This window comes from Pseudomonas sp. R4-84 (assembly GCF_054130985.1).
The window spans coordinates 1163748-1186015 of the sequence record NZ_CP096390.1 but is presented as its reverse complement, the minus strand read 5'-3'; the positions used below and the strand labels follow the sequence as shown (position 1 = coordinate 1186015).

Sequence of the window (22268 nt, the reverse complement as noted above, 5' to 3'; positions counted from 1 at the left end):
AGACGCTTAGAACGTCTGGCCGAGGGAGAATTGGAACACTTGGGTTTCAGCGTCGTCCGGTTTCTTGATCGGCATCGCCAATGCGAAGCTCAACGGGCCCAGCGCGGTGACCCAGGTCACGCCCACACCGACGGAGCTGGCCAGGTTGCTGAGGCTGATGTCGTTGCACTTGGTATTGGAACTCGTACCGTTAGCGTTGGTGGTGTCATCACAACTGGAGTCGAATACGTTACCCACGTCCCAGAATACCGAGGTACGCAGGGAGCGCTGATCCTTGACGAACGGCATCGGGAACAGGATTTCCGCGCCGCCCTGGATGAGCACGTTGCCACCGAACGGCAGCGGATCCTGGTCCGGATCGCGGATGGTCCCCGGGTTGGTGCCACGGCTCGGCGTACTGCGCGGGCCCAAGGTGCTGTCCTTGAAACCACGGACCGAGTTGAAACCACCGGCGTAGTAGTTCTCATAGAACGGCAGGCCATCGGTCGAACCGTAGCCATCGCCATAACCCAGCTCGGTGTGCAGGCGCATGGTGTAGTTGTCGGTCAACGGCTGGAACAACTGGCCACGGTAATCGAGCTTGAAGAACGACAGGTCACTGCCAGGGGTGGTGGTTTCCAGCACCAGGCTCTGGGACCGACCGCGCGTCGCCAGCACGCCCTTGTTCAAGGTCGATTCGGACCAGCCGACAGACGCCTTGAAGTTCAGGTAGTTATCGCCTTCCTTCTCGACGAAATCGAAAATCTCGTCAACGGTGTAGCGACCGGTGTTGATCTTGTCCTGCTGCGCGGTGAGGCCGAAGGTAAGGCGCGAAGTCTCGCTGATTGGGTAACCAACGTTCACACCCGCACCCAGGCTGTCCACGGCGTAGCTGGAGATGTCAGCATCGAGCTCGTCGTAGTCGGTGGTGCGATAGAAGGCGTTGTAGCCCAGGCTCACGCCGTCGGCGGTCCAGTAGGGGTCCACGTAGCCGAAGTTGTAGCGGGTCTGGTACTCGCTTCGGGTCAGGCCGAGGCTGACCTTGTTACCGGTGCCCAGGAAGTTGTTCTGGGTGATCGACCCACCCAGGATCAGGCCCGCGCTCTGGGCGAAACCGACGCTGGCGGTGATCGAGCCGGAAGCTTGTTCTTCAACGCTGTAGTTCACATCCACCTGGTCATCGACGCCCGGTACGGCCGGGGTCTCGACGTTGACTTCCTTGAAGAAGCCCAGGCGTTCCAGACGGGTCTTGGACTGGTCGATCAGGTAGGTCGACGCCCAACCGCCTTCCATCTGGCGCATTTCACGACGCAGCACTTCATCTTCGGATTTGGTGTTGCCACGGAAGTTGATGCGGTTGACGTAGGCACGCTTGCCCGGATCCACGGCGAAGGTGATGTCGACGGTATGGTCTTCATCGTGCGGCTGCGGCACGCCGTTGACGTTGGCAAAGGTATAACCCTCGTTACCCAGGCGACGGGTGATCAGCTCGGACGTGGTGGTCATCAGCTTGCGCGAGAACACCTGGCCCTTCTGCACGAGCAAGAGTGATTTCACCTGGTCTTCAGGGACTTTCAGGTCACCACTGAGCTTGACGTCACGAACGGTGTACTTCTCGCCTTCGTTGACGTTGACGGTGATGTAGACGTGCTTCTTGTCCGGGGTAATGGACACCTGGGTCGAAGCGATATCCATGTTGATGTAGCCACGGTCCAGGTAGTAGGAACGCAGGCGCTCCAGGTCACCGGAAAGTTTTTCACGGGCGTACTTGTCGTCGTTCTTGAAGAACGACAGCCAGTTGGTGGTCTTGAGCTCGAACAGGTCGATCAGGTCTTCATCCGGGAAAACCGTGTTGCCCACCACGTTGATGTGCTGGATGGCCGCCACGGTGCCTTCGTTGATGTTGACCTTCAGGCCGACGCGGTTGCGTGGCTGCGGCACCACTTCGGTGTCGACGGTGGCCGAATAGCGACCCTGGGCGACGTACTGGCGCTGCAGCTCGTTACGCACACCTTCGAGAGTGGCGCGCTGGAAGATCTCGCCTTCGGCCAGGCCGGATTGCTTGAGGCCTTTCATCAGGTCCTCAGTGGAAATCGCCTTGTTGCCCTCGATCTCGATACTGGCGACCGAAGGGCGCTCGACGACCGTGATGACCAGGACATTGCCGTCGCGGCCCAGCTGGATATCTTGAAAGAAGCCGGTCTTGAACAACGCACGAGTGGATTCCACCAGGCGCCGATCATCCGCCTGCTCGCCGACGTTCAGCGGCAAGGCACCAAAGACGCTACCTGCGGAAACCCGCTGGAGGCCGTTGACGCGAATATCAGAGATTGTGAAGGACTCGGCGTGAACTTCGGCGATCATCAATACGGTGAGAACCGCAGTTAGCAGCAGACGTTTCATGAAGTCCTTTCTTATTCCAACTGGCAATAAACAAACTGCCGCAAAATGCGGCAGATTCGCAATTCAGCGAAGCGTTACAGACGACCCAGATCGTTGACCAAGGCAAGCAACATCACCCCGACCACCAAGCTGATACCGATCTGTATCCCCCAACCTTGCACCCGATCCGACAAGGGACGACCACGCGCCCACTCGATCAGATAAAACAGCAGATGCCCCCCATCCAGTACCGGGATGGGCAGCAAATTCAGAACCCCCAGGCTAATGCTCAGATAAGCAAGGAAATTCAGGAAATCAGCGACGCCCGACTGGGCAGAAGCGCCCGCCACTTTAGCAATGGTTATCGGTCCACTCAAGTTTTTTACCGAGAGCTCGCCGAACAACATTTTCTTCAGCGAGTCGAGGGTCAGGACACTCATGGTCCAAGTACGCCGCGCGCCCTCGCCAATTGCCGCGACAGGGCCGAAGCTGACCTCTCGAACCATCTCCGGTGGCCAGTCGACCGCCTTGACCCCCGCCCCCAGGTAACCCGTCGGCGCTTTGGCTTCGCCACGGGCGGCCAACGTCACGGGAACATCAATCGTGGCGCCGTCGCGCTCCACGCTCAGCGATATTTTGGCATCAGGACGGACACGAACCGAGTCGACCACCTGCTGCCAGTCGCTGACCGCCCGCCCGTCGAACGCGAGCAAACGGTCACCGGTCTTCAGGCCCGCGGCATGTGCCGGGCCTTTCGGGTCGAGCTCGGCGAGGACAGGCGCCAGCGCGGGACGCCATGGACGGATCCCGAGGGAGCGGATCGGATCAGGCTCGTCGGCACCTTTGAGCCAATTATCGAGTACCAGCTCCCGGGGCGAGTCCGCGGTGGATCCCTCCTCGCGAACGATCATCTGCAGGGAACCGCTCTCACCCAGGCGACGCACCAATTGCAGATTGACGGCGGCCCAGCCTGATGTTGGCTCGCCATCGATGGCCACGATTTCCTGGCCCGCGCCCAACCCGGCGCGCGCCGCAACGCTCCCCGCCTCGACCGCGCCAATGACAGGGCGCACCTGCTCGCTGCCCAGCATGGCCAGCGCCCAGAAAAACACCAGGGCCAGCAGGAAGTTGGCGATCGGCCCCGCCGCCACGATGGCGATGCGCTGACGAACGGTCTTGCGATTGAAGGATTGGTCGAGCTGGTCGAGAGGAACTTCACCCTCGCGCTCGTCGAGCATCTTCACGTAGCCGCCCAGGGGGATGGCCGCGACAACGAATTCAGTGCCCTGCTTGTCGTGCCAGCGTAGCAGGGGCATGCCGAAGCCGACGGAAAAACGCAGGACCTTGACGCCACAGCGACGCGCGACCCAGAAATGGCCGAATTCGTGAAAAGTGACCAGCACACCCAGCGCAACCAGGGTGCCGACGATCATATAGAGCGCGCTCATCTGTTTTCTCCACAATCCTGCCCAGGACAACCCTGGCTAACGTACCGCAGCCTCAACGCCCGTGGCGGCTCAACCACTGGCCCGCCAACTGGCGAGCCCTGGCATCCACGGTAAATACCGCGTCGAGGTCATCGAGGGAGACCACGGCCTCGAGGTTCAAGACTTCCTCGATGATACTCGCGATCTCGAGGTAACGGACACGCCCATCGAGAAACGCTGCAACCGCCACTTCGTTAGCGGCATTAAGCATGGCCGGCGCGCTGTCGCCCACCTCGGCCGCCTGCCGCGCCAGGCGCAGACAGGGAAAGCGCTGTTCATCGGGCGCCTGGAAATCCAGGCGCGCGATCGCGAACAGGTCCAGCGGCGCCACTCCCGAATCAATCCGCTCCGGCCAGGCCAACGCGTTGGCGATCGGCGTGCGCATGTCCGGGTTGCCCAACTGGGCCAGCACCGAACCATCGACGTAGTCGACGAGGGAGTGGATCACGCTCTGCGGGTGGATCACCACTTCTACCTGCGACGGCTTGGCGTCGAACAGCCAGCAGGCCTCGATCAACTCCAACCCTTTGTTCATCATGCTGGCTGAATCCACGGAAATCTTGCGCCCCATGGACCAGTTCGGATGAGCGCAGGCCTGCTCGGGTGAAACATGCACCAATTCTTCCAGCGGTGTCTGCCGGAACGGACCACCGGACGCCGTCAGAAGAATCCTCCGGACGCCCACTGTCCCCAGGCCACGGGAAAAGTCCTGCGGCATGCATTGGAAAATCGCGTTGTGTTCGCTGTCGATCGGCAACAGTACCGAGCCGCTTTTGCGCACCGCTTGCATGAACAGCGCGCCAGACATCACCAGCGCCTCTTTATTGGCGAGCAGAATTTTCTTGCCAGCCTCCACCGCCGCCAAGGTCGGGCGCAGCCCCGCCGCACCCACGATCGCCGCCATCACGGCGTCGACTTCCGGATCGGAGGCCACCTGGCAAAGACCCTCTTCCCCCACGAGCACCCGGGTTTGCAGCCCCGCGGCCCGCAGGTCGTCTTGCAGCGCGCTCGCCACGCCAGCCTCGGGCACCACGGCAAACCGTGGCGCGTGGCGAATGCACAGCGCCAGCAACTCGCTCAAGCGCGTGAAACCACTGAGGGCGAACACCTGGTAGCGCTCAGGGTGCCGGCCAATGACGTCCAGCGTGCTGAGGCCGATCGAACCCGTAGCGCCCAGCACAGTGATCTGCTGTGCACGACTCACGACGCGGCCATCCAGAGCAGAACGGCGAAGACAGGAATCGCGGCAGTCAGGCTGTCGATACGATCCAGTACGCCGCCGTGGCCCGGCAGCAGGTTACTGCTGTCCTTGATCCCGGACTGGCGCTTGAACATGCTTTCGGTCAAGTCGCCGACCACCGAGACAAACACGATGAGGGCTGCGCCGAACAACCCCATCAACAGTTGCGCAACGGTCCAGTCTCGCACGAAGCCGACCACCGCCGTGATGACCAGGCTCAAGGCAAGGCCGCCATAGACGCCTTCCCAGCTCTTGCCAGGACTGACCTTTGGCGCCAGCTTGCGCTTGCCGAAGGCACGGCCAGAAAAATAGGCTCCGACATCGGCGCCCCACACCAGCACCATCACCGCCATGATCTGCCAGTTGCCCAGAGGCCCCTGCTTGATCCAGATCAGCCCTTGCCAGGCCGGCAACAAAATCAGTAGCCCTATCACCAGCTTGGTCGCGGCATTGGACCAATGGTGCGTGGTACGCGGATAGGTCAAGACCAGGAACGTCGCGGTTGCCCACCAGAGCACCGCCGCTCCCAGTACCCAGGGCGCGATACCAGGCACCACATACATGATGAACAACATGGCCGCTACCGCCGCCGCGTAGGTCACGCGCGCCGATTGAGAGGCAAAACCCGCCAGCCGCGCCCATTCCCAAGCGCCCAACGTCACGACCAGGCCGATGAACAGGGCGAAGCCCGCACCTTCCAGCAAGAAAAAACCACCCAAGGCGATGGGCAACAGGATCAAGGCTGTGATGATTCTTTGTTTTAGCATTAAACCCGGGCTCCAGCTTCGATCTGCTCGCTCGTTTTACCGAAACGACGCTGACGGGAAGCGAAATCGGCCAACGCGGTGCGCATGGCTTCGTGTTTGAAGTCCGGCCAGAACAGGTCGGAGAAGTACAGCTCGGCGTAAGCCAGCTGCCACAGCAGGAAATTGCTGATGCGGTGTTCGCCACCGGTGCGGATGCACAAGTCCGGCAGCGGCAGGTCGCCGGTCGCCAGGCACGTTTGCAACAGGTCGGCAGTGATGTCCTCTGGCCGCAAATGACCGGCCTGAACCTCCCGCGCCAGCCGCTGGGCGGCCTGGGCAATATCCCATTGGCCGCCATAATTGGCGGCGATTTGCAGGACAAACCGATCGGCGCCAGCCGTGGCTGACTCAGCCTCGCGCATTGCCGCCTGCAGCTCAGGATGAAAACGTGAACGATCGCCGATGATCCGCAAGCTGATCTTGTTTTCGTCCAGGCGCTTGGCTTCACGTCGCAAGGCCTTGAGGAACAGGTCCATCAAGGCACTGACCTCATCGGCCGGACGCTGCCAGTTCTCGCTGGAGAAGGCGAACAGGGTGAGCACCTCGACCCCGGCCTCGGCACACACCTCGATGACTGCACGGACCGCATCAACCCCGGCTTTATGCCCGGCGACGCCGGGCATAAAGCGTTTCTTGGCCCAGCGGTTATTGCCGTCCATGATGATCGCCACGTGGCGCGGCACCGCGAACGGCACGGCCTGCTTGGTCTTATCCATTAAAACGAGACCCTTATACGGCCATCAGGTCTTTTTCTTTCTCGTCCGTGGCCTTGGTGATCTGGGCCTCGGATTCTTTGGTCAGCTTATCGATATCAGCGATGGCACGACGCTCTTCGTCTTCACTGATTTCCTTATCCTTGACCAGCTTCTTCAGCTCACCCAACGCGTCACGACGGATGTTGCGCACGGCAACACGCGCGTCTTCCGCAGCGCTACGGGCCTGTTTGGTAAAGCCTTTGCGCGTTTCCTCGGTGAGAGCGGGCATCGGGATCAGCAGCAGCTCACCCAGGTTAGTTGGGTTGAGGTTCAGACCGGCGCTCTGGATCGCCTTGTCTACAGCAGCGAGCATGTTGCGCTCAAAAGCCACGACCTGCAGGGTGCGCGAATCTTTCACGGTGACGTTGGCAACGCTGCTCAGCGGTGTGTCAGTGCCGTAGTAAGGCACCATGACGCTGCCGAGGATGCTCGGGTGAGCCTTGCCGGTACGAATCTGACCGAATGCGTGGCTCAGGGAGTCCAAGGATTTCTTCATGCGCTCTTCAGCGTCTTTCTTGATTTCGTTGATCATTGCTTGCCTTCCTCGATCAGTGTTCCTTCGGCGCCGCCATGGACGATATTCAGCAGGGCACCGGGTTTGTTCATGTTGAAAACGCGCAGCGGCATCTTGTGGTCGCGGCACAGGCAGATAGCCGTCAGATCCATTACACCCAGCTTGCGATCCAGCACTTCATCGTAGGTCAGATGATCGAACTTCTCGGCATGCGGGTCTTTGAACGGGTCAGCGGTGTATACGCCATCTACCTTGGTTGCCTTGAGCACGACATCGGCATCGATTTCGATCGCTCGCAGGCACGCGGCCGAATCCGTGGTGAAGAACGGATTACCGGTACCGGCGGCAAAGATCACCACTTCCTTGGAGTTGAGGTGGCGCATGGCCTTGCGGCGATCGTAGTGATCGGTCACGCCAACCATGGAAATGGCCGACATCACGATGGCTGAGATATTGGCACGCTCCAGCGCGTCGCGCATAGCCAGAGCGTTCATCACAGTGGCCAGCATGCCCATGTGGTCGCCCGTGACCCGATCCATGCCCGCCGCGCTCAGCGCTGCACCACGGAACAGGTTGCCGCCGCCGATGACCAGGCCGACCTGTACGCCGATCCCGACCAACTGGCCAACTTCCAGAGCCATGCGGTCCAGCACTTTCGGATCGATCCCGAACTCTTCCGAGCCCATCAGGGCCTCGCCGCTAAGCTTGAGTAGAATGCGTTTATAGCGAGCCTGATAACCACTGCCCTGCTGAGCCATTGCGAATCTCTCCTGCGGCGTATTTTCTCAAAAAATTCTTAACGGACTGTTTGCAGCCTCGTTCACTCTAGCTTGACGCTGACACAGCGCCATCGGAACACGGCTTTGTAAGCCAGTTCCGACAGGAAACCAATATAAATCGGCATCCTCATCCAAAAAGAGGCTGCGCGCGTGAGCGGGCAGCCTCTTCTGGGCGACAGTCGTTGAACCGTCTTATTGCTTGCTGGCAGCAGCTACCTGGGCAGCAACTTCTTCAGCGAAGTTGTCGACCGGCTTCTCGATGCCTTCGCCTACTTTGAAGTAGGTGAACGAAACGATTTCAGCGCCGGCTTTCTTCGCCAGGTCGCCGACCTTGATTTCCGGGTTCTTGACGAACGCCTGCTCAACCAGGCTGGCTTCGGCCAGGAATTTGGAAATACGGCCGCTGACCATTTTTTCAGCGATTTCAGCAGGCTTGCCTTTCAGCTTCTCTTCGTTCAGCTGCAGGAAAACACCCTTCTCGCGCTCGATCGCTTCAGCCGAAACGTCCGAAGGCAGCAGGAACTCAGGGTTGGTTGCAGCCACATGCATGGCGATGTCTTTCGCCAGCTCGGTATCGCCGCCCTTCAGGACAACTGCAACACCGATTTTGTTGCCGTGCAGGTAGGTACCAACCACATCACCTTCAACGCGAACCAGGCGACGGATGTTGACGTTTTCGCCAGTCTTGCCAACCAGGACCAGGCGGGCTTCTTCCTGAGCTTCGATCAGCGGAGCTGCGTCGGTCAGTTTGTCAGCGAAAGCTTTTTCGACGCTGGCAGCGACGAATGCCTTGAAGTCATCCTGCAGAGCCAGGAAGTCGGTCTGGGAGTTGACTTCCAGCAGAACGGCGGCTTTACCGTCGTCCTTGATGGCGATGGCGCCTTCAGCGGCAACGTTGCCAGCTTTCTTGGCAGCCTTGATGGCGCCCGAAGCGCGCATGTCATCAATGGCTTTCTCGATGTCGCCGCCAGCCTTGGTCAAGGCTTTCTTGCAATCCATCATGCCTTCGCCGGTACGCTCGCGCAGTTCTTTGACCAACGCTGCAGTAATCTCTGCCATTTCAAAATCCTCTTGGATAGGTTTTCAACCATTCCACCCGACCGAACGGGCGATCAATTCTTCCTGGAAAAACCACTGTTTATAGATCGCTGCAGGTTACAAACAGGTAGCTGCGCTTGCGACAAGTGGTTTTCGAGGTGGCAAAAAGGGGGCCAAGCCCCCTTTTTGCTTACTGAGTCAACGCCAGGGCGTCAATTACTCAGCGGCTGCCGCCGGAGCTTCTTCAGCGAAGACTTCGGTGCCGCCATTAACGTTGTTGCGACCACGGATAACAGCGTCAGCCATCGAACCCATGTACAGCTGGATGGCGCGGATGGCGTCATCGTTGCCTGGGATGATGTAGTCAACGCCTTCCGGGCTGCTGTTGGTATCGACAACGCCGATGACCGGGATACCCAGCTTGTTGGCTTCGGTGATCGCGATGCGCTCGTGGTCAACGTCGATCACGAACAGTGCGTCAGGCAGACCGCCCATGTCCTTGATACCGCCCAGGGAGCGGTCCAGCTTCTCAAGATCGCGAGTGCGCATCAGCGCTTCTTTCTTGGTCAGCTTGGCGAAAGTACCGTCTTCGGACTGGACTTCAAGGTCACGCAGACGCTTGATGGAAGCGCGGATGGTCTTGAAGTTGGTCAGCATGCCGCCCAACCAGCGGTGATCGACGTACGGCGAACCGCAACGTGCTGCTTCTTCAGCAACGATCTTGCCGGCGGAACGCTTGGTGCCGACGAACAGAATCTTGTTTTTGCCCTGGGCCAGGCGCTCTACGAAGGTCAGTGCTTCGTTGAACATCGGCAGGGTTTTTTCAAGGTTGATGATGTGGATCTTGTTGCGCGCGCCGAAAATGTACTTGCCCATTTTCGGGTTCCAGTAACGGGTCTGGTGACCGAAGTGCACACCGGCCTTCAGCATATCGCGCATGTTGACTTGGGACATGATAGTTCCTTGATAAGTCGGGTTTGGCCTCCACGTATCCCAATGACCAACCAGCGACTATAAAAGCCGAAGGCACCCAGGTCATCGTGTCGACACGTGTGTGGATTTAAGCTTACGGGGTCATCCCCGGAAAGCGGCGCATTTTATACCACAGCAAGGGCGAAAACGGAACACGGATTCTGAAATCCCGGTGAAGCCCCCTTCCCACAGCCCTTTCATGGGCCATGGATGCACACCCCTATAGAGAGAAGCGATGCATGTGGACGGGGATTTGCGCTGATCGTCTGTTAGAATCGCCTCTTTCAGGGCCGCATGGATCATCATCCGCCGCCCATTTCGTTTTGAACAGCGCCGTCGGGCGCAGAGAGAGCCTGTATGACCGTTACCCTCAAGACTCCCGAGGACATCGCTAAAATGCGTGTCGCCGGCAAACTCGCCGCCGAAGTGCTGGAAATGATCGCCGACTACGTCAAGCCGGGCGTTACCACTGAAGAGCTGGACCGCATCTGCCACGACTATATCGTCAACGAGCAGAAAGCCATCCCTGCCCCGCTCAACTATAAAGGCTTTCCGAAGTCGATCTGTACCTCGATCAACCATGTGGTCTGCCATGGCATCCCCAATGAGAAACCATTGAAGGACGGCGATACCCTGAACATCGACGTCACTGTCATCAAGGATGGCTACCATGGCGATACCAGCCGGATGTTCCATGTCGGCAACGTACCGGAGTGGGCCGAACGCCTGTCCAAGGTCACCCAGGAATGCATGTACATGGCCATCGAACTGGTGAAACCGGGCTGCCGCCTGGGCGACATCGGCGAAGTGATCCAGAAGCATGCGCAGAAGAACGGCTTCTCGGTGGTGCGCGAGTTCTGCGGCCACGGCATCGGCAAGGTGTTCCACGAAGAACCGCAGATCCTGCATTACGGCCGCGCCGGCACCGGCATGGAACTGCAGGCGGGCATGACCTTCACCATCGAGCCGATGATCAACCAGGGCCGCGCCGACACCAAGGTACTGGGCGACGGCTGGACCGCCATCACCAAGGACCGCAAGTTGTCGGCGCAATGGGAGCACACGCTGCTCGTCACCGAGACCGGCTACGAAATCTTTACCCTGCGCAGCGATGACACCATCGCGCGTGTTTCCGCCTGACCCGTACCCAGCCTATAGATATAGATAGAAAGGAAAGTCATTCGATGCCGCAGGTGGACCCCGAACTCTTCGACCGCGGCCAGTTCCAGGCTGAACTGGCCCTGAAGGCAAGCCCCATTTCGGCGTTCAAGAAGGCGATCCGCCAGGCCCACGAAGTGCTCGACCAGCGCTTTCGCAGTGGCCGCGATATCCGCCGGTTGATCGAAGACCGCGCCTGGTTCGTCGACAACATCCTGCAAAAGGCCTGGGACCAGTTCAACTGGAGCGAGGATGCCGACATCGCCCTGGTGGCGGTGGGCGGCTACGGGCGTGGCGAACTGCACCCCTATTCCGACATTGATCTGCTGATCCTTTTGGAAAGCGCGGACCACGAGATTTTCCGCGATTCCATCGAGCGCTTCCTGACGCTGCTGTGGGACATTGGCCTGGAAGTCGGCCAAAGCGTGCGTTCTGTGCAGGAATGCGCCGACGAGGCCCGCGCCGACCTGACGGTGATCACCAACCTGATGGAAAGCCGCACCATCGCCGGCCCCGAGCGCCTGCGCCAGCGCATGCTGGATGTGACCAGCACCGCGCACATGTGGCCCAGCAAGGACTTTTTCCTGGCCAAGCATGCCGAGCAGAAGGCCCGGCACCACAAGTACAACGACACCGAATACAACCTGGAGCCCAACGTCAAGGGCTCGCCCGGCGGGCTGCGTGACATCCAGACGATCCTGTGGGTCGCCCGCCGTCAGTACGGCACGCTGAACCTGCGAGCCCTGGCGGGCGAAGGTTTCCTGGTGGAAAGCGAGAATGCCTTGCTGGCATCGTCCCAGGAATTCTTATGGAAGGTCCGCTACGCCCTGCACATGCTCGCCGGACGCTCCGAGGACCGCTTGCTGTTCGATCATCAGCGCTCCATTGCCGGCCTGCTGGGTTTCGAAGGACAGGATGCCAAGCAATCCATCGAAAACTTCATGCAGCAGTACTACCGTGTCGTGATGAGCATCGCCCAGCTCAGCGAACTGATCATTCAGCACTTCGAAGAGGTCATCCTCGCCCCCGAGGACGAGGAGCCGCCGCAGCCGATCAACTCGCGTTTCCAACTGCACGACGGCTACATCGAAGCGCGCAATGCCAATGTGTTCCGCCGCACCCCGTTCGCCATGCTCGAGATTTTCGTGCTCATGGCCCAGCAACCGGAAATCAAGGGCGTGCGCGCCGATACCATTCGCCTGCTGCGGGAAAACCGGCATCTGATCGACGATGATTTCCGCCACGATATCCGCAACACCAGCCTGTTCATCGAACTGTTCAAGTGCAAGATCGGCGTGCACCGCAACCTGCGACGCATGAACCGCTACGGGATCCTGGGGCGCTACCTGCCGGAATTCGGCTACATCGTCGGGCAGATGCAACACGACCTGTTCCATATCTACACGGTCGACGCCCACACCCTGAACCTGATCAAGCATCTGCGTAAGCTGCAGTACACCCAGGTGTCGGAGAAATTTCCGCTGGCCAGCAAGCTCATGGCCAAGCTGCCCAAGCCCGAGCTGATCTACATGGCGGGGCTGTATCACGACATCGGCAAGGGCCGCCAGGGCGACCATTCCGAGATTGGCGCGGTGGATGCCGAGGCTTTTTGCCAGCGGCACCAACTGCCAACTTGGGACAGCCGGCTGATCGTCTGGCTGGTGCAGAACCACCTGGTGATGTCCACCACCGCCCAGCGCAAGGACCTGTCCGACCCGCAGGTGATCCATGACTTCGCCCAGGCTGTTGGCGACGAAACCCGCCTGGATTACCTCTACGTGCTGACCGTTGCCGACATCAACGCCACCAACCCGACCCTGTGGAATTCCTGGCGCGCCAGCCTGTTGCGCCAGCTCTACACCGAGACCAAGCGCGCCTTGCGCCGTGGCCTGGAAAACCCCGTGGACCGCGAAGAGCAGATCCGCCGCACCCAAAGCGCGGCCCTGGATATCCTGGTGCGCGGGGGCACCGATCCGGACGACGTCGAGCAGCTCTGGTCGCAATTGGGTGATGATTATTTCCTGCGCCATACCGCCGGCGACGTGGCCTGGCACAGCGACGCGATCCTGCAGCAACCGGCCGATGGCGGGCCGCTGGTGTTGATCAAGGAAACCACCCAGCGCGAGTTCGAGGGCGGCACGCAGATCTTCATCTATGCGCCGGACCAGCACGACTTCTTCGCGGTGACGGTGGCGGCGATGGATCAGCTCAATCTCAACATCCATGACGCTCGGGTCATTACGTCCACAAGCCAGTTCACCCTCGACACCTATATCGTGCTCGACACTGACGGCGACTCTATTGGCGACAACCCGGCGCGAGTCAAGCAGATTCGCGACGGACTCACCGACGCTCTACGCAACCCGGCGGACTATCCGACCATCATCCAGCGACGCGTGCCCCGCCAGCTCAAGCATTTTGCCTTTGCACCACAAGTGACGATCCACAACGACGCCCAGCGTCAGGTCACGGTGTTGGAGCTCAGCGCACCGGATCGCCCGGGCCTGCTGGCGCGAGTCGGCCATATTTTCCTGGAATTCGACCTGTCGCTGCAGAACGCCAAGATCGCCACGCTCGGCGAGCGGGTGGAAGACGTTTTCTTCATCACCGACGCCCACAACCAGCCGTTGTCCGATCCGCAGCTTTGCAACCGCTTGCAGGAAGCGATCGTCCAGCACTTGAGCGTCAACCAGGAACCCGATGCTCACCTGACTCGCATCAGCATCTGAACGAACACCACTCCCTGTGGGAGCGCGCTTGCTCGCGATGGCCGCGGAACATCCAAGCCGATGTTGCCTGATCCACCGCTATCGCGAGCAAGCTCGCTCCCACAAAGGACCGCGCCCACATTGAACGAGGCCCCCGATGAACAACGCTTTGAACCAGCTCCAGCCGTACCCGTTCGAAAAACTCCGCGCCCTGCTCGGCAGCGTCACGCCGAACCCGGACAAGCGCCCGATTGCGTTGTCCATCGGCGAGCCCAAGCATCGCTCGCCAAGCTTCGTGGCCGAGGCGCTGGCCAGCAATCTGGAAAAAATGGCGGTGTACCCGACCACACTCGGCATCCCGGAACTGCGTGAAGCCATCACCGGCTGGTGCGAGCGCCGCTTCAACGTGCCGAACGGCTGGCTCGACCCGGCGCGCCACGTGCTGCCGGTCAATGGCACCCGCGAAGCCCTGTTCGCCTTCACCCAGACCGTGGTCAACCGTGGCGACAACGCCCTGGTGGTGAGCCCGAATCCGTTCTACCAGATCTACGAAGGCGCGGCGTTCCTGGCCGGGGCCAAGCCGCATTACCTGCCGTGCCTGGACACGAACGGTTTCAATCCGGATTTCGATGCCGTCTCGCCGGACATCTGGAAACGTTGCCAGATCCTGTTCCTGTGCTCCCCCGGCAACCCGACTGGCGCGCTGATCCCGGTGGATGTGCTGAAGAAACTCATCGCCCTGGCGGATGAATATGACTTCGTCATCGCCTCGGACGAGTGCTACAGCGAACTCTACTTCGACGAACAAACCCCACCGCCAGGCCTACTCACCGCCTGCGTCGAACTGGGCCGCAAGGACTTCAAGCGCTGCGTGGTGTTCCACAGCCTCTCCAAGCGCTCCAACCTGCCCGGCCTGCGCTCCGGTTTCGTGGCCGGCGACGCCGACATCCTCAAGGGCTTTTTGCTGTACCGCACCTATCATGGCTGCGCGATGCCGGTTCAGACCCAACTGGCGAGCATCGCCGCGTGGAACGACGAAGAGCACGTGCGAGCCAACCGCGCCCTGTACCGGGAAAAATTCGACGCCGTGCTGGAAATCCTCAGCCCGGTGCTGGACGTACAACGCCCCGATGGCAGCTTCTACCTGTGGCCGAACGTAGCGGGCGATGATGCCGCCTTCTGCCGCGACTTGTTCGAACAGGAACACGTAACCGTCGTGCCAGGCTCGTACCTGTCCCGCGACGTGGACGGCGTCAACCCAGGCGCCGGCCGCGTGCGCATGGCCCTGGTTGCGCCATTGGCCGAATGCGTGGAAGCGGCGGAGCGGATCCGAGCGTTTATCCAGCGCCGGGGTTGATGGCTGTATCGCGCTGAAGCGGACCGCTGTTGTGGCGAGGGAGCTTGCTCCCGCTGGGCTGCGTAGCAGCCCCAAAGCAGTCAACTCAATCTGCCTGACATACCGCGCTGCCCGGTTTCAGGGCCGCTTCGCGCTGGAGCGCCAGCCCGGCCCAGCGGGCTCAAGCTCCCTCGCCACAGGGGTTTGATGTAGACCTCATATTTGTTGACACCACATACCCTGTGGGAGCGAGCCTGCTCGCGATGAGGCCGGCACTTATTACATCAAGTCCGAAGCTCTACCCGATCCAGGCACTTGTTCGCCAACAACATCCCCAACTCAATCATCTGCGCCACCCCCAACGCTACATGCCGTCGCGAGCCGTCCAGGTCAAACGTCAGGTTGCTGAGTATTGTATAGGCCGAGGCCAGGAGATGCCCGCAATCGCAGGATTCTGTAGACATTCTCAGTAGCAACCGGACTTGTGAAATGCACCTATTTCGGTACACTTCCATTCATGGTTGATATTGCCCCCATACTGAACGTACGTTTCTTCCGCACCGACGCCGGGAATGAGCCTGTTCGCGAATGGCTGACTGACCTGCCTCGCGAGCATAGACGGATGATCGGGACTGACATCAAAACCGTTCAGATTGGTTGGCCTATAGGTATGCCGGTGGTTCGCAAGCTGGACACTGGGCTATGGGAGGTCAGGATTGACCTTGGAGATACCATCGCCCGCGTTCTCTTCACTGTGGTGGGCTCTGACATGGTTCTGCTCCACGCTTTCATAAAGAAAAGTCAAAAAACGCCAACCACCGACATGGCAACCGCCAAGCAACGCAAAGCAAGACTATGAGGCACAGCAAATGAACAAACACATCGGATCTGATTTTGACGACTTCCTCGCCGAGCAAGGTATCGCCGAAGAAGTTTCCGCAGCTGCGCTCAAACGCGTTATTGCCTGGCAGATTGCCGAAGCAATGAAGCTTCAGAAAGTGACCAAAAAGGCCTTGGCACAGCGGATGCACACCAGTCGCACTGCTGTTGATCGTGCGCTGGATCAGAACGATGCGGGGATGACGCTGGCAACACTTGCCAGCGCAGCGCGTGCGTTGGGTCAGAGGGTGGAAGTACGGCTGGTGCCTGAGCAGGAAGAAACCCACGCATAACAGCTGTTGTGGCGAGGGAGCTTGCTCCCGCTGGGCTGCGTAGCAGCCCCAAAGCAGTCAACTCAATCTGCCTGACATACCGCGCTGCCCGGTTTCAGGGCCGCTTCGCGCTGGAACGCCAGCTCGGCCCAGCGGGAGCAAGCTCCCTCGCCACAGGGGTTTGATGTAGACCTCATATTTGGTGACACCACATACCCTGTGGGAGCGAGCCTGCTCGCGAAGAGGCCAGCACTTATTACATCAAGTCCGAAGCTCTACCCGATCCAGGCACTTGTTCGCCAACAACACCCCCAACTCAATCATCTGCGGCACCCCCAACGCTACATGCCGTCGCGAGCCGTCCTGATCGAAGGCAAGGTCGTTGAGCACGCATTGGCCGAAGCCAGGGTTTCGCTGAGGTTGGCCAGCAACACTTCGGTGTCGATACCTTCAGCCACAGTGAACAACTGCACTGAGGGCTTGGGTTCTGGCTCGCTGTCGTCATCAGGCTTGAGATATTGATCCAGCACACGGTTAGCGGCTTCTTGCAGCTTTTCGGGGGCGTAATCCTCCGTGCTCCTAGAGATGTTCGGATTCTCACGTCCGACCGCTGAATTGGCAGCGACACCCAGAGGCTAGAGCCCTCGCTTCCGACGGACAACCTTAAAAACTTGTCGGAAACTTCGGCGCGTCTGACAGACCACGATCTGTCTGCTCAGACAAGAAAAGACATAAAACGTACCGCGAACGCCAAGCCTTTGATTTTGCTGATGTTGTAAACCGACAGACCTCATTTAACCCTGTTACGAGGGTTCAAGCTGGCTTGAATTCGCTATCGCCGGTAGCCATAATCGACCCCGTCACCAGCGAGAGCTGGCAGGAGTCTGGGTCCCTCTCGGGGGGTTGACCCAGCGGCGCAGAAAGGGCGAAGCAAGCTCAACTGCGTGTCGATTGAAGCCGCCTTCGGGCGGCTTTGCTTTTTCATGAGGATAAGGAATGCCTCTTTTTTACCATCCCAAGCAAGGTGATGTTCTTCTTTGTGACTTCACGCGGGGCTTTGTTGCGCCTGAAATGTTGAAGATCCGCAAGGTGGTGGTGATCTCCCCCACTGCCACACATAGTCGCAAGCTCTGTACCGTGGTGCCGATTTCCCCCACAACGCCACAGACTCAGCAGGACTGGCATCACCTGCTCCGCACCAATCCCCTCCAGTCCGATGGATACAAAGAACTGTGGGTAAAGTGCGACATGATCTATACCGTAAGTTTTGAACGCCTGGATAAGCTACACAGAAAAACTCGATCCAAGGGTCGAGAGTACTTTGTTCCTCGCCTGGGCTCTGAAGACATGCAAGGCGTGATCACCGGTGTGAAGGCTTACCTTCCGCTCTGGCCCAGCCTCTATTGATCGACTCCAGATTCCACCTCGCTCCGAACGCAATAAGCGTTACACATCCGGCAACAGCTCGCCGTTGAAGTGCCATATTAACCACCTAGCATGGGCTTGGCCGTTGTAGCAATGTCGCAACGACTCCATGTGGGAGCGAGCTTGCTCGCGATAGCGGTGTATCAGTCGACATCAATGTTAGGTGTAAGACCGCCATCGCGAGCAAGCTCGCTCCCACAGGTTTTGGTGTACATCAACCTGGGTCGCCGCGAAACCGTCCGGTCATGGCATAATCCTTCACCTTTTATTTCCGGCACCTGCAAAGGGGGCAGTTCCTTGACCGATTCAAGCAAAACGTTGCACCTTTTCGGCATCAAAGCCTGTGACACGATGAAAAAGGCGCGCACCTGGCTCGATGATCACGCTGTGCACTACGATTTTCATGACTACAAGACCGCCGGCATCGACCGTGAGCACCTGACTCAATGGTGCGACGAGCATGGCTGGCAAGTGGTGTTGAACCGCGCCGGTACGACCTTTCGCAAACTCGACGACGAACGCAAAGCCGATCTCGACCAGACGAAAGCCATCGAACTGATGCTCGCCCAACCCTCGATGATCAAGCGCCCGGTGCTCGACCTCGGTGACCGTACCCTGATTGGCTTCAAGCCAGATATCTACGCGGCAGAAATCAAGTAAGCCTGCCCAGTCCATTTTGTAGAGGTAATTTCATGTCCACTACCCTGTTCAGCCTGGCCTTCGGCGTCGGCACCCAAAATCGTGAAGGCGCCTGGCTGGAAGTGTTCTACGCACAGCCATTGCTCAACCCGTCGGCCGAAATCGTGGCAGCCGTCGCGCCGATCCTTGGCTACAGCGAAGGCAACCAGGCCATCACTTTCACCACCGCCCAGGCCTCGCAACTGGCCGAGGCACTTCGCAGCGTCGACGCAGCGCAAGCCAAGCTGTTGACTCGCCTGGCTGAAAGCCACAAGCCGCTGGTCGCCACCCTGTTGGCCGAGGATGCCCAACTGAGCTCCACCCCTGAGGCTTACCTGAAGCTGCACCTGTTGTCCCATCGTCTGGTCAAGCCTCATGGCCTGAACCTGGCCGGTATCTTCCCGCTGCTGCCAAACGTGGCATGGACCAGCCAGGGCGCGATCGACCTGGCCGAACTGGCCGAGCACCAGCTCGAAGCCCGCTTGCGTGGCGAGTTGTTGGAAGTGTTCTCGGTGGATAAATTCCCGAAAATGACCGACTACGTGGTCCCGGCCGGCGTGCGTATCGCCGACGCCGCGCGCCTGCGCCTGGGCGCCTATGTGGGCGAAGGCACCACGGTCATGCACGAAGGTTTCGTCAATTTCAACGCCGGCACCGAAGGCCCGGGCATGATCGAAGGCCGTGTCTCGGCGGGCGTGTTCGTCGGCAAGGGCTCGGACCTGGGCGGCGGTTGCTCGACCATGGGCACCCTGTCGGGCGGCGGCAACATTGTGATCAAGGTCGGCGAAGGCTGCCTGATCGGCGCCAACGCCGGCATCGGTATCCCGCTGGGCGACCGCAACACCGTGGAGTCGGGCCTGTACGTGACCGCCGGCACCAAAGTCGCCCTGCTGGATGAGAACAACCAGCTGGTCAAAGTGGTCAAGGCCCGCGATCTGGCCGGCCAGGCGGACCTGTTGTTCCGCCGTAACTCTGAGACCGGCGCGGTGGAATGCAAGACCCACAAGTCGGCCATCGAGCTGAACGAAGCATTGCACGCGCACAACTAAGCTCCACACCATCACCTGTGGGAGCAGATTTGCTCCCACAGGGTCCGGCGTAACTCCAGCAGGGCCCGCAAGCATGTTGATTCAATCCCCCTGGCGTGCCGATTTCCCGGCCATCGCCGCCCTGCAACGGCAAGGCCAGACCTACCTGGACAACGCCGCCACCACGCAAAAACCCCAAGCTTTGCTCGACGCTCTGGCGCATTACTACGCCAACGGCGCGGCCAACGTGCACCGGGCGCAACATCTGCCCGGAGCCCTGGCCACCCAAGCATTCGAAGACAGTCGCCTCAAGGTCTCACAATGGCTCAACGCGGGTGACTGCGGGCAAATCGTATTCACCCACGGCGCTACTTCGGCGTTGAACCTGCTCGCCTACGGGCTGGAACACCTGTTCAACGCAGGCGATGAAATTGCCGTCAGCGCCCTGGAACACCACGCCAACCTGTTGCCCTGGCAGCAACTGGCCGAGCGCCGCGCGTTGACACTGGTGGTACTGCCACTGGACGCCGACGGCGTTATCGACAGCGCTGCGGCCGCCGAGCTTATCGGCCCTCGCACGCGCCTGTTGGCGGTGAGCCAATTGTCCAACGTGCTTGGCACTTGGCAGCCGTTGCCGGCATTGCTGGCGATGGCCAAGGCGCAGGGTGCGCTGACGGTCATCGATGGCGCCCAAGGCGTCGTCCATGGTCGTCATGATGTGGAGGCCTTGGGCTGCGACTTCTATGTGTTTTCCAGTCACAAGCTGTACGGCCCGGAAGGCTTGGGTGTGCTGTTTGGCCGCACCGCAGCGCTTGGCCAACTGCGTCACTGGCAGTTTGGCGGCGAAATGGTGCAGCAGGCCGATTACCACAGCGCCACCTTCCGCCCGGCGCCACTGGGTTTCGAAGCCGGGACGCCGCCTATCGCCAGTGTGATCGGCCTGGGAGCGACCCTCGATTACCTGTCCGGCCTCGACGGGCAGGCGGTCATCGATCATGAAACTGCCCTGCATGACTATCTGCTTCACGGCCTGCAGGCGCGCAACGGCGTGCGCCTGGTGGGCGAGCCGCAACTGGCCCTCGTCAGTTTTGTGGTCGACGGCATCCACAATGCCGACCTGGCGCACCTGCTGACCGAGCAAGGCATCGCCGTGCGCGCCGGGCATCACTGCGCAATGCCGCTGTTCAGGCATATGAAGCTGTCCGGGGCGATTCGGGTGTCGCTGGCGCTGTACAACGACTCCGCCGATCTCGAACGTTTTTTCGAGGCCCTGGACCAGGCCTTGGAGATGCTGCGATGAACCTGCCTGCCGATGCGGTCGCCGCGCTGCAAGTTTTTCAGGACGCCTCCGGTTGGGAACAGCGGGCCCGCCTGCTGATGCAGTGGGGCGATCGCCTGGCGCCATTGAGCGATGCAGACAAGTGCGACGCCAACCTTGTCCACGGCTGTGAGAGCCAGGTGTGGTTGGTGGGGCAGTTGCGCGACGGCCACTGGCAGTTCTCCGCCAACAGCGATGCGAGATTGATCCGTGGCTTGGTGGCGTTGTTGCTCGCGCGGGTCAATGGCTTATCCGCTGACGAGTTACAGCAGGTGGATTTGCCGGATTGGTTCAATCAGTTGGGGTTATCGCGGCAGCTATCGCCGTCGCGCAGCAATGGATTGAATGCGGTGTTGAAGCGCATGCGCGAACTGACGCAATAACCTATGGCGAGGGAGCTTGCTCCCGCTTGAGCGCGAAGCGCTCACATTAATGGGTCTGCTGCGCAGCCCAGCGGGAGCAAGCTCCCTCGCCACAGGTTCATCACTCCCTTAGTCAACTGCGCTACATCACTCCCCGGGTTTGACCCTGTCCGCCGGCCGCCGCACGCCCGCGACAATCTTATCCACAGCCTTGGTCGAAGCGACCATGCCGAACGTCGCCGTGACCATCATCACCGCGCCGAACCCGCCGGCGCAGTCGAGCTTGACGCCGTCTCCGACAAAACTCTTCTGCAAGCAAATGCTGCCATCCGGTTTCGGGTAGCGCAGCTGTTCGGTGGAGAACACGCACGGCACGCTGTAGTGGCGGGTCACGGTGCGGGAGAAGCCGTAGTCGCGGCGCAAGGTCGAGCGCACCTTGGAGGCCAGCGGGTCATTGAAGGTGCGGTTCAAGTCACAGACCTGGATCAGCGTCGGGTCGATCTGCCCGCCCGCGCCGCCGGTGGTAATGATCTGGATCTTGCGGCGCTTGCACCAGGCGATGAGCGCGGCCTTGGCGTTGACGCTGTCGATGCAGTCGATCACGCAGTCGATGTTCGGCGTGATGTACTCGGCCATGGTGTCGCGGGTGACGAAGTCCGCGACTGCATGCACGGTGCAATCGGGGTTGATGCCGCGCAGCCGCTCGGCCATCACCTCGACCTTGGGCTTGCCGACGGTGCTATCCAGGGCGTGTAGCTGGCGGTTTGCGTTGCTGACGCAGACGTCGTCCAAGTCGAACAGCGAAATCTCGCCCACGCCACAACGGGCAATGGCTTCCGCCGCCCAGGATCCGACGCCGCCAACGCCGACAATTGCCACATGGGCCGCCCGCAGGCGCTCCAGGCCTTCGATGCCATACAAACGGGCGATGCCGGCAAACCGTGGATCTTCTGTACTCATGACCGTCACCCCAAAAACCGGCGCGCATTATAGGGCTTTGCCGTGGCAATTCGAGCTGTTCGCGAATTGAATCCCACCAATTTCCCCTTGTGGGAGCGAGCTTGCTCGCGATGGCGTCAATCCAGTCAATAGAGTATCGACTGATCCACCGCCATCGCGAGCAGGCTCCCTCCCACAGGATTTGTGTTCCAA

General features: G+C 60.1%; 20 protein-coding genes and 2 pseudogenes. 10 read left to right on the top strand and 12 right to left on the bottom strand.

All coding sequences use genetic code 11. The annotated features are described in order from the left end of the window. Positions 1–6: 6 nt before the first annotated feature. The 9 genes from bamA to rpsB form a co-directional block, all read right to left on the bottom strand. Positions 7–2382: an outer membrane protein assembly factor BamA gene (bamA, locus tag M1D68_RS05520; RefSeq protein WP_420764241.1), complete on the bottom strand. Its 2376-nt coding sequence runs from the start codon at positions 2380–2382 to the stop codon at positions 7–9. A 74-nt stretch (positions 2383–2456) separates the two neighbouring features. Continuing rightward, complete coding sequence (rseP, locus tag M1D68_RS05515; protein WP_457969574.1) at positions 2457–3809, bottom strand: RIP metalloprotease RseP; 1353 nt, start codon at positions 3807–3809, stop codon at positions 2457–2459. 52 nt (positions 3810–3861) lie between these two features. Continuing rightward, a complete protein-coding gene (gene ispC / locus M1D68_RS05510; RefSeq protein ID WP_420764239.1) occupies positions 3862–5052 on the bottom strand; it encodes a 1-deoxy-D-xylulose-5-phosphate reductoisomerase in 1191 nt (396 codons plus the stop codon). Continuing rightward, positions 5049–5855 carry a phosphatidate cytidylyltransferase gene (locus M1D68_RS05505; RefSeq protein WP_420764238.1) on the bottom strand — a complete coding sequence of 269 codons (807 nt, stop codon included), beginning with the start codon at positions 5853–5855 and terminating at the stop codon, positions 5049–5051. The genes ispC and M1D68_RS05505 overlap by 4 nt, the downstream gene beginning before the upstream one ends. Next, on the bottom strand, positions 5855–6610 hold the full coding sequence (gene uppS, locus M1D68_RS05500; protein WP_434562533.1) for a polyprenyl diphosphate synthase: 756 nt from the start codon (positions 6608–6610) through the stop codon (positions 5855–5857). Before uppS ends, M1D68_RS05505 begins: the two co-directional genes overlap by 1 nt. Positions 6611–6623: 13 nt before the next feature. Next, positions 6624–7181, bottom strand: a complete 558-nt coding sequence (gene frr / locus M1D68_RS05495; RefSeq protein WP_420764236.1) for a ribosome recycling factor — start codon at positions 7179–7181, stop codon at positions 6624–6626. Then, positions 7178–7921 carry a UMP kinase gene (gene pyrH, locus M1D68_RS05490; protein ID WP_039591983.1) on the bottom strand — a complete coding sequence of 248 codons (744 nt, stop codon included), beginning with the start codon at positions 7919–7921 and terminating at the stop codon, positions 7178–7180. Before pyrH ends, frr begins: the two co-directional genes overlap by 4 nt. 213 nt (positions 7922–8134) lie before the next feature. Continuing rightward, positions 8135–9001: a translation elongation factor Ts gene (gene tsf, locus M1D68_RS05485; protein WP_072387961.1), complete on the bottom strand. Its 867-nt coding sequence runs from the start codon at positions 8999–9001 to the stop codon at positions 8135–8137. 195 nt (positions 9002–9196) lie between these two features. Beyond that, positions 9197–9934: a 30S ribosomal protein S2 gene (gene rpsB, locus M1D68_RS05480; protein WP_003198231.1), complete on the bottom strand. Its 738-nt coding sequence runs from the start codon at positions 9932–9934 to the stop codon at positions 9197–9199. 375 nt (positions 9935–10309) lie between these two features. Between rpsB and map the strand changes: the two genes are divergently transcribed. From map to dapC, 3 genes are all read left to right on the top strand, one after another. Continuing rightward, complete coding sequence (map, locus tag M1D68_RS05475) at positions 10310–11092, top strand: type I methionyl aminopeptidase (RefSeq protein ID WP_186705495.1); 783 nt, start codon at positions 10310–10312, stop codon at positions 11090–11092. A gap of 44 nt (positions 11093–11136) precedes the next feature. Next, positions 11137–13839 (top strand): [protein-PII] uridylyltransferase, encoded by a 2703-nt coding sequence (locus M1D68_RS05470; RefSeq protein ID WP_457969570.1) that lies wholly within the window; start codon positions 11137–11139, stop codon positions 13837–13839. A gap of 136 nt (positions 13840–13975) precedes the next feature. Further along, positions 13976–15175 (top strand): succinyldiaminopimelate transaminase, encoded by a 1200-nt coding sequence (gene dapC / locus M1D68_RS05465; RefSeq protein WP_457969568.1) that lies wholly within the window; start codon positions 13976–13978, stop codon positions 15173–15175. A gap of 263 nt (positions 15176–15438) precedes the next feature. Here dapC and M1D68_RS05460 read toward each other — a convergent pair. Next, a pseudogene (locus M1D68_RS05460) lies at positions 15439–15585 on the bottom strand (DUF6124 family protein); the annotation flags it as partial. An 86-nt stretch (positions 15586–15671) separates the two neighbouring features. Here M1D68_RS05460 and M1D68_RS05455 point away from each other — a divergent pair. After that, positions 15672–16013: a type II toxin-antitoxin system RelE/ParE family toxin gene (locus M1D68_RS05455; protein WP_028237030.1), complete on the top strand. Its 342-nt coding sequence runs from the start codon at positions 15672–15674 to the stop codon at positions 16011–16013. 10 nt (positions 16014–16023) lie between these two features. Next, the gene (locus M1D68_RS05450) at positions 16024–16326 is read left to right on the top strand and encodes a Fis family transcriptional regulator (protein WP_420764233.1); all 303 of its coding nucleotides are present in this window, start codon (positions 16024–16026) and stop codon (positions 16324–16326) included. Between the two features lie 240 nt (positions 16327–16566). Here the strand turns inward: M1D68_RS05450 and M1D68_RS05445 are convergent. After that, positions 16567–16892 (bottom strand): annotated as a pseudogene (locus tag M1D68_RS05445) (DUF6124 family protein). Between the two features lie 409 nt (positions 16893–17301). Between M1D68_RS05445 and M1D68_RS05440 the strand changes: the two are divergent. The 5 genes from M1D68_RS05440 to M1D68_RS05420 all read left to right on the top strand — a co-directional run bounded on the left by M1D68_RS05440 (position 17302) and on the right by M1D68_RS05420 (position 21137). Then, positions 17302–17712, top strand: coding sequence for a type II toxin-antitoxin system PemK/MazF family toxin (locus tag M1D68_RS05440; protein ID WP_457969566.1), 411 nt, complete (start codon positions 17302–17304; stop codon positions 17710–17712). A 369-nt stretch (positions 17713–18081) separates the two neighbouring features. Continuing rightward, entirely contained in the window at positions 18082–18390 is a 309-nt protein-coding gene (locus M1D68_RS05435; RefSeq protein ID WP_238349422.1) for an arsenate reductase, read from the top strand. Between the two features lie 32 nt (positions 18391–18422). Further along, positions 18423–19457: a 2,3,4,5-tetrahydropyridine-2,6-dicarboxylate N-succinyltransferase gene (dapD, locus tag M1D68_RS05430; RefSeq protein ID WP_457969564.1), complete on the top strand. Its 1035-nt coding sequence runs from the start codon at positions 18423–18425 to the stop codon at positions 19455–19457. A 73-nt stretch (positions 19458–19530) separates the two neighbouring features. Then, positions 19531–20736, top strand: coding sequence for an aminotransferase class V-fold PLP-dependent enzyme (locus tag M1D68_RS05425; RefSeq protein ID WP_457969563.1), 1206 nt, complete (start codon positions 19531–19533; stop codon positions 20734–20736). After that, complete coding sequence (locus M1D68_RS05420; RefSeq protein WP_434562523.1) at positions 20733–21137, top strand: SufE family protein; 405 nt, start codon at positions 20733–20735, stop codon at positions 21135–21137. The genes M1D68_RS05425 and M1D68_RS05420 overlap by 4 nt, the downstream gene beginning before the upstream one ends. A 126-nt stretch (positions 21138–21263) precedes the next feature. Here M1D68_RS05420 and tcdA read toward each other — a convergent pair whose 3' ends face one another. Beyond that, entirely contained in the window at positions 21264–22076 is an 813-nt protein-coding gene (tcdA, locus tag M1D68_RS05415; protein ID WP_457969561.1) for a tRNA cyclic N6-threonylcarbamoyladenosine(37) synthase TcdA, read from the bottom strand. Between the last annotated feature and the right edge of the window lie 192 nt (positions 22077–22268).

Bases quoted from the DNA above. Each gene is read 5' to 3' on its own strand.
- tsf (WP_072387961.1), bottom strand. From the start codon at position 9,001: ATGGCAGAGATTACTGCAGCGTTGGTCAAAGAACTGCGCGAGCGTACC.
- M1D68_RS05470 (WP_457969570.1), top strand. From the start codon at position 11,137: ATGCCGCAGGTGGACCCCGAACTCTTCGACCGCGGCCAGTTCCAGGCT.
- rseP (WP_457969574.1), bottom strand. From the start codon at position 3,809: ATGAGCGCGCTCTATATGATCGTCGGCACCCTGGTTGCGCTGGGTGTG.
- dapC (WP_457969568.1), top strand. From the start codon at position 13,976: ATGAACAACGCTTTGAACCAGCTCCAGCCGTACCCGTTCGAAAAACTC.
- M1D68_RS05455 (WP_028237030.1), top strand. From the start codon at position 15,672: ATGGTTGATATTGCCCCCATACTGAACGTACGTTTCTTCCGCACCGAC.
- M1D68_RS05435 (WP_238349422.1), top strand. From the start codon at position 18,082: ATGAAAAAGGCGCGCACCTGGCTCGATGATCACGCTGTGCACTACGAT.
- M1D68_RS05425 (WP_457969563.1), top strand. From the start codon at position 19,531: ATGTTGATTCAATCCCCCTGGCGTGCCGATTTCCCGGCCATCGCCGCC.
- bamA (WP_420764241.1), bottom strand. From the start codon at position 2,382: ATGAAACGTCTGCTGCTAACTGCGGTTCTCACCGTATTGATGATCGCC.
- uppS (WP_434562533.1), bottom strand. From the start codon at position 6,610: ATGGATAAGACCAAGCAGGCCGTGCCGTTCGCGGTGCCGCGCCACGTG.
- dapD (WP_457969564.1), top strand. From the start codon at position 18,423: ATGTCCACTACCCTGTTCAGCCTGGCCTTCGGCGTCGGCACCCAAAAT.
- M1D68_RS05420 (WP_434562523.1), top strand. From the start codon at position 20,733: ATGAACCTGCCTGCCGATGCGGTCGCCGCGCTGCAAGTTTTTCAGGAC.
- tcdA (WP_457969561.1), bottom strand. From the start codon at position 22,076: ATGAGTACAGAAGATCCACGGTTTGCCGGCATCGCCCGTTTGTATGGC.
- M1D68_RS05505 (WP_420764238.1), bottom strand. From the start codon at position 5,855: ATGCTAAAACAAAGAATCATCACAGCCTTGATCCTGTTGCCCATCGCC.
- rpsB (WP_003198231.1), bottom strand. From the start codon at position 9,934: ATGTCCCAAGTCAACATGCGCGATATGCTGAAGGCCGGTGTGCACTTC.
- M1D68_RS05450 (WP_420764233.1), top strand. From the start codon at position 16,024: ATGAACAAACACATCGGATCTGATTTTGACGACTTCCTCGCCGAGCAA.
- pyrH (WP_039591983.1), bottom strand. From the start codon at position 7,921: ATGGCTCAGCAGGGCAGTGGTTATCAGGCTCGCTATAAACGCATTCTA.
- M1D68_RS05440 (WP_457969566.1), top strand. From the start codon at position 17,302: ATGCCTCTTTTTTACCATCCCAAGCAAGGTGATGTTCTTCTTTGTGAC.
- map (WP_186705495.1), top strand. From the start codon at position 10,310: ATGACCGTTACCCTCAAGACTCCCGAGGACATCGCTAAAATGCGTGTC.
- frr (WP_420764236.1), bottom strand. From the start codon at position 7,181: ATGATCAACGAAATCAAGAAAGACGCTGAAGAGCGCATGAAGAAATCC.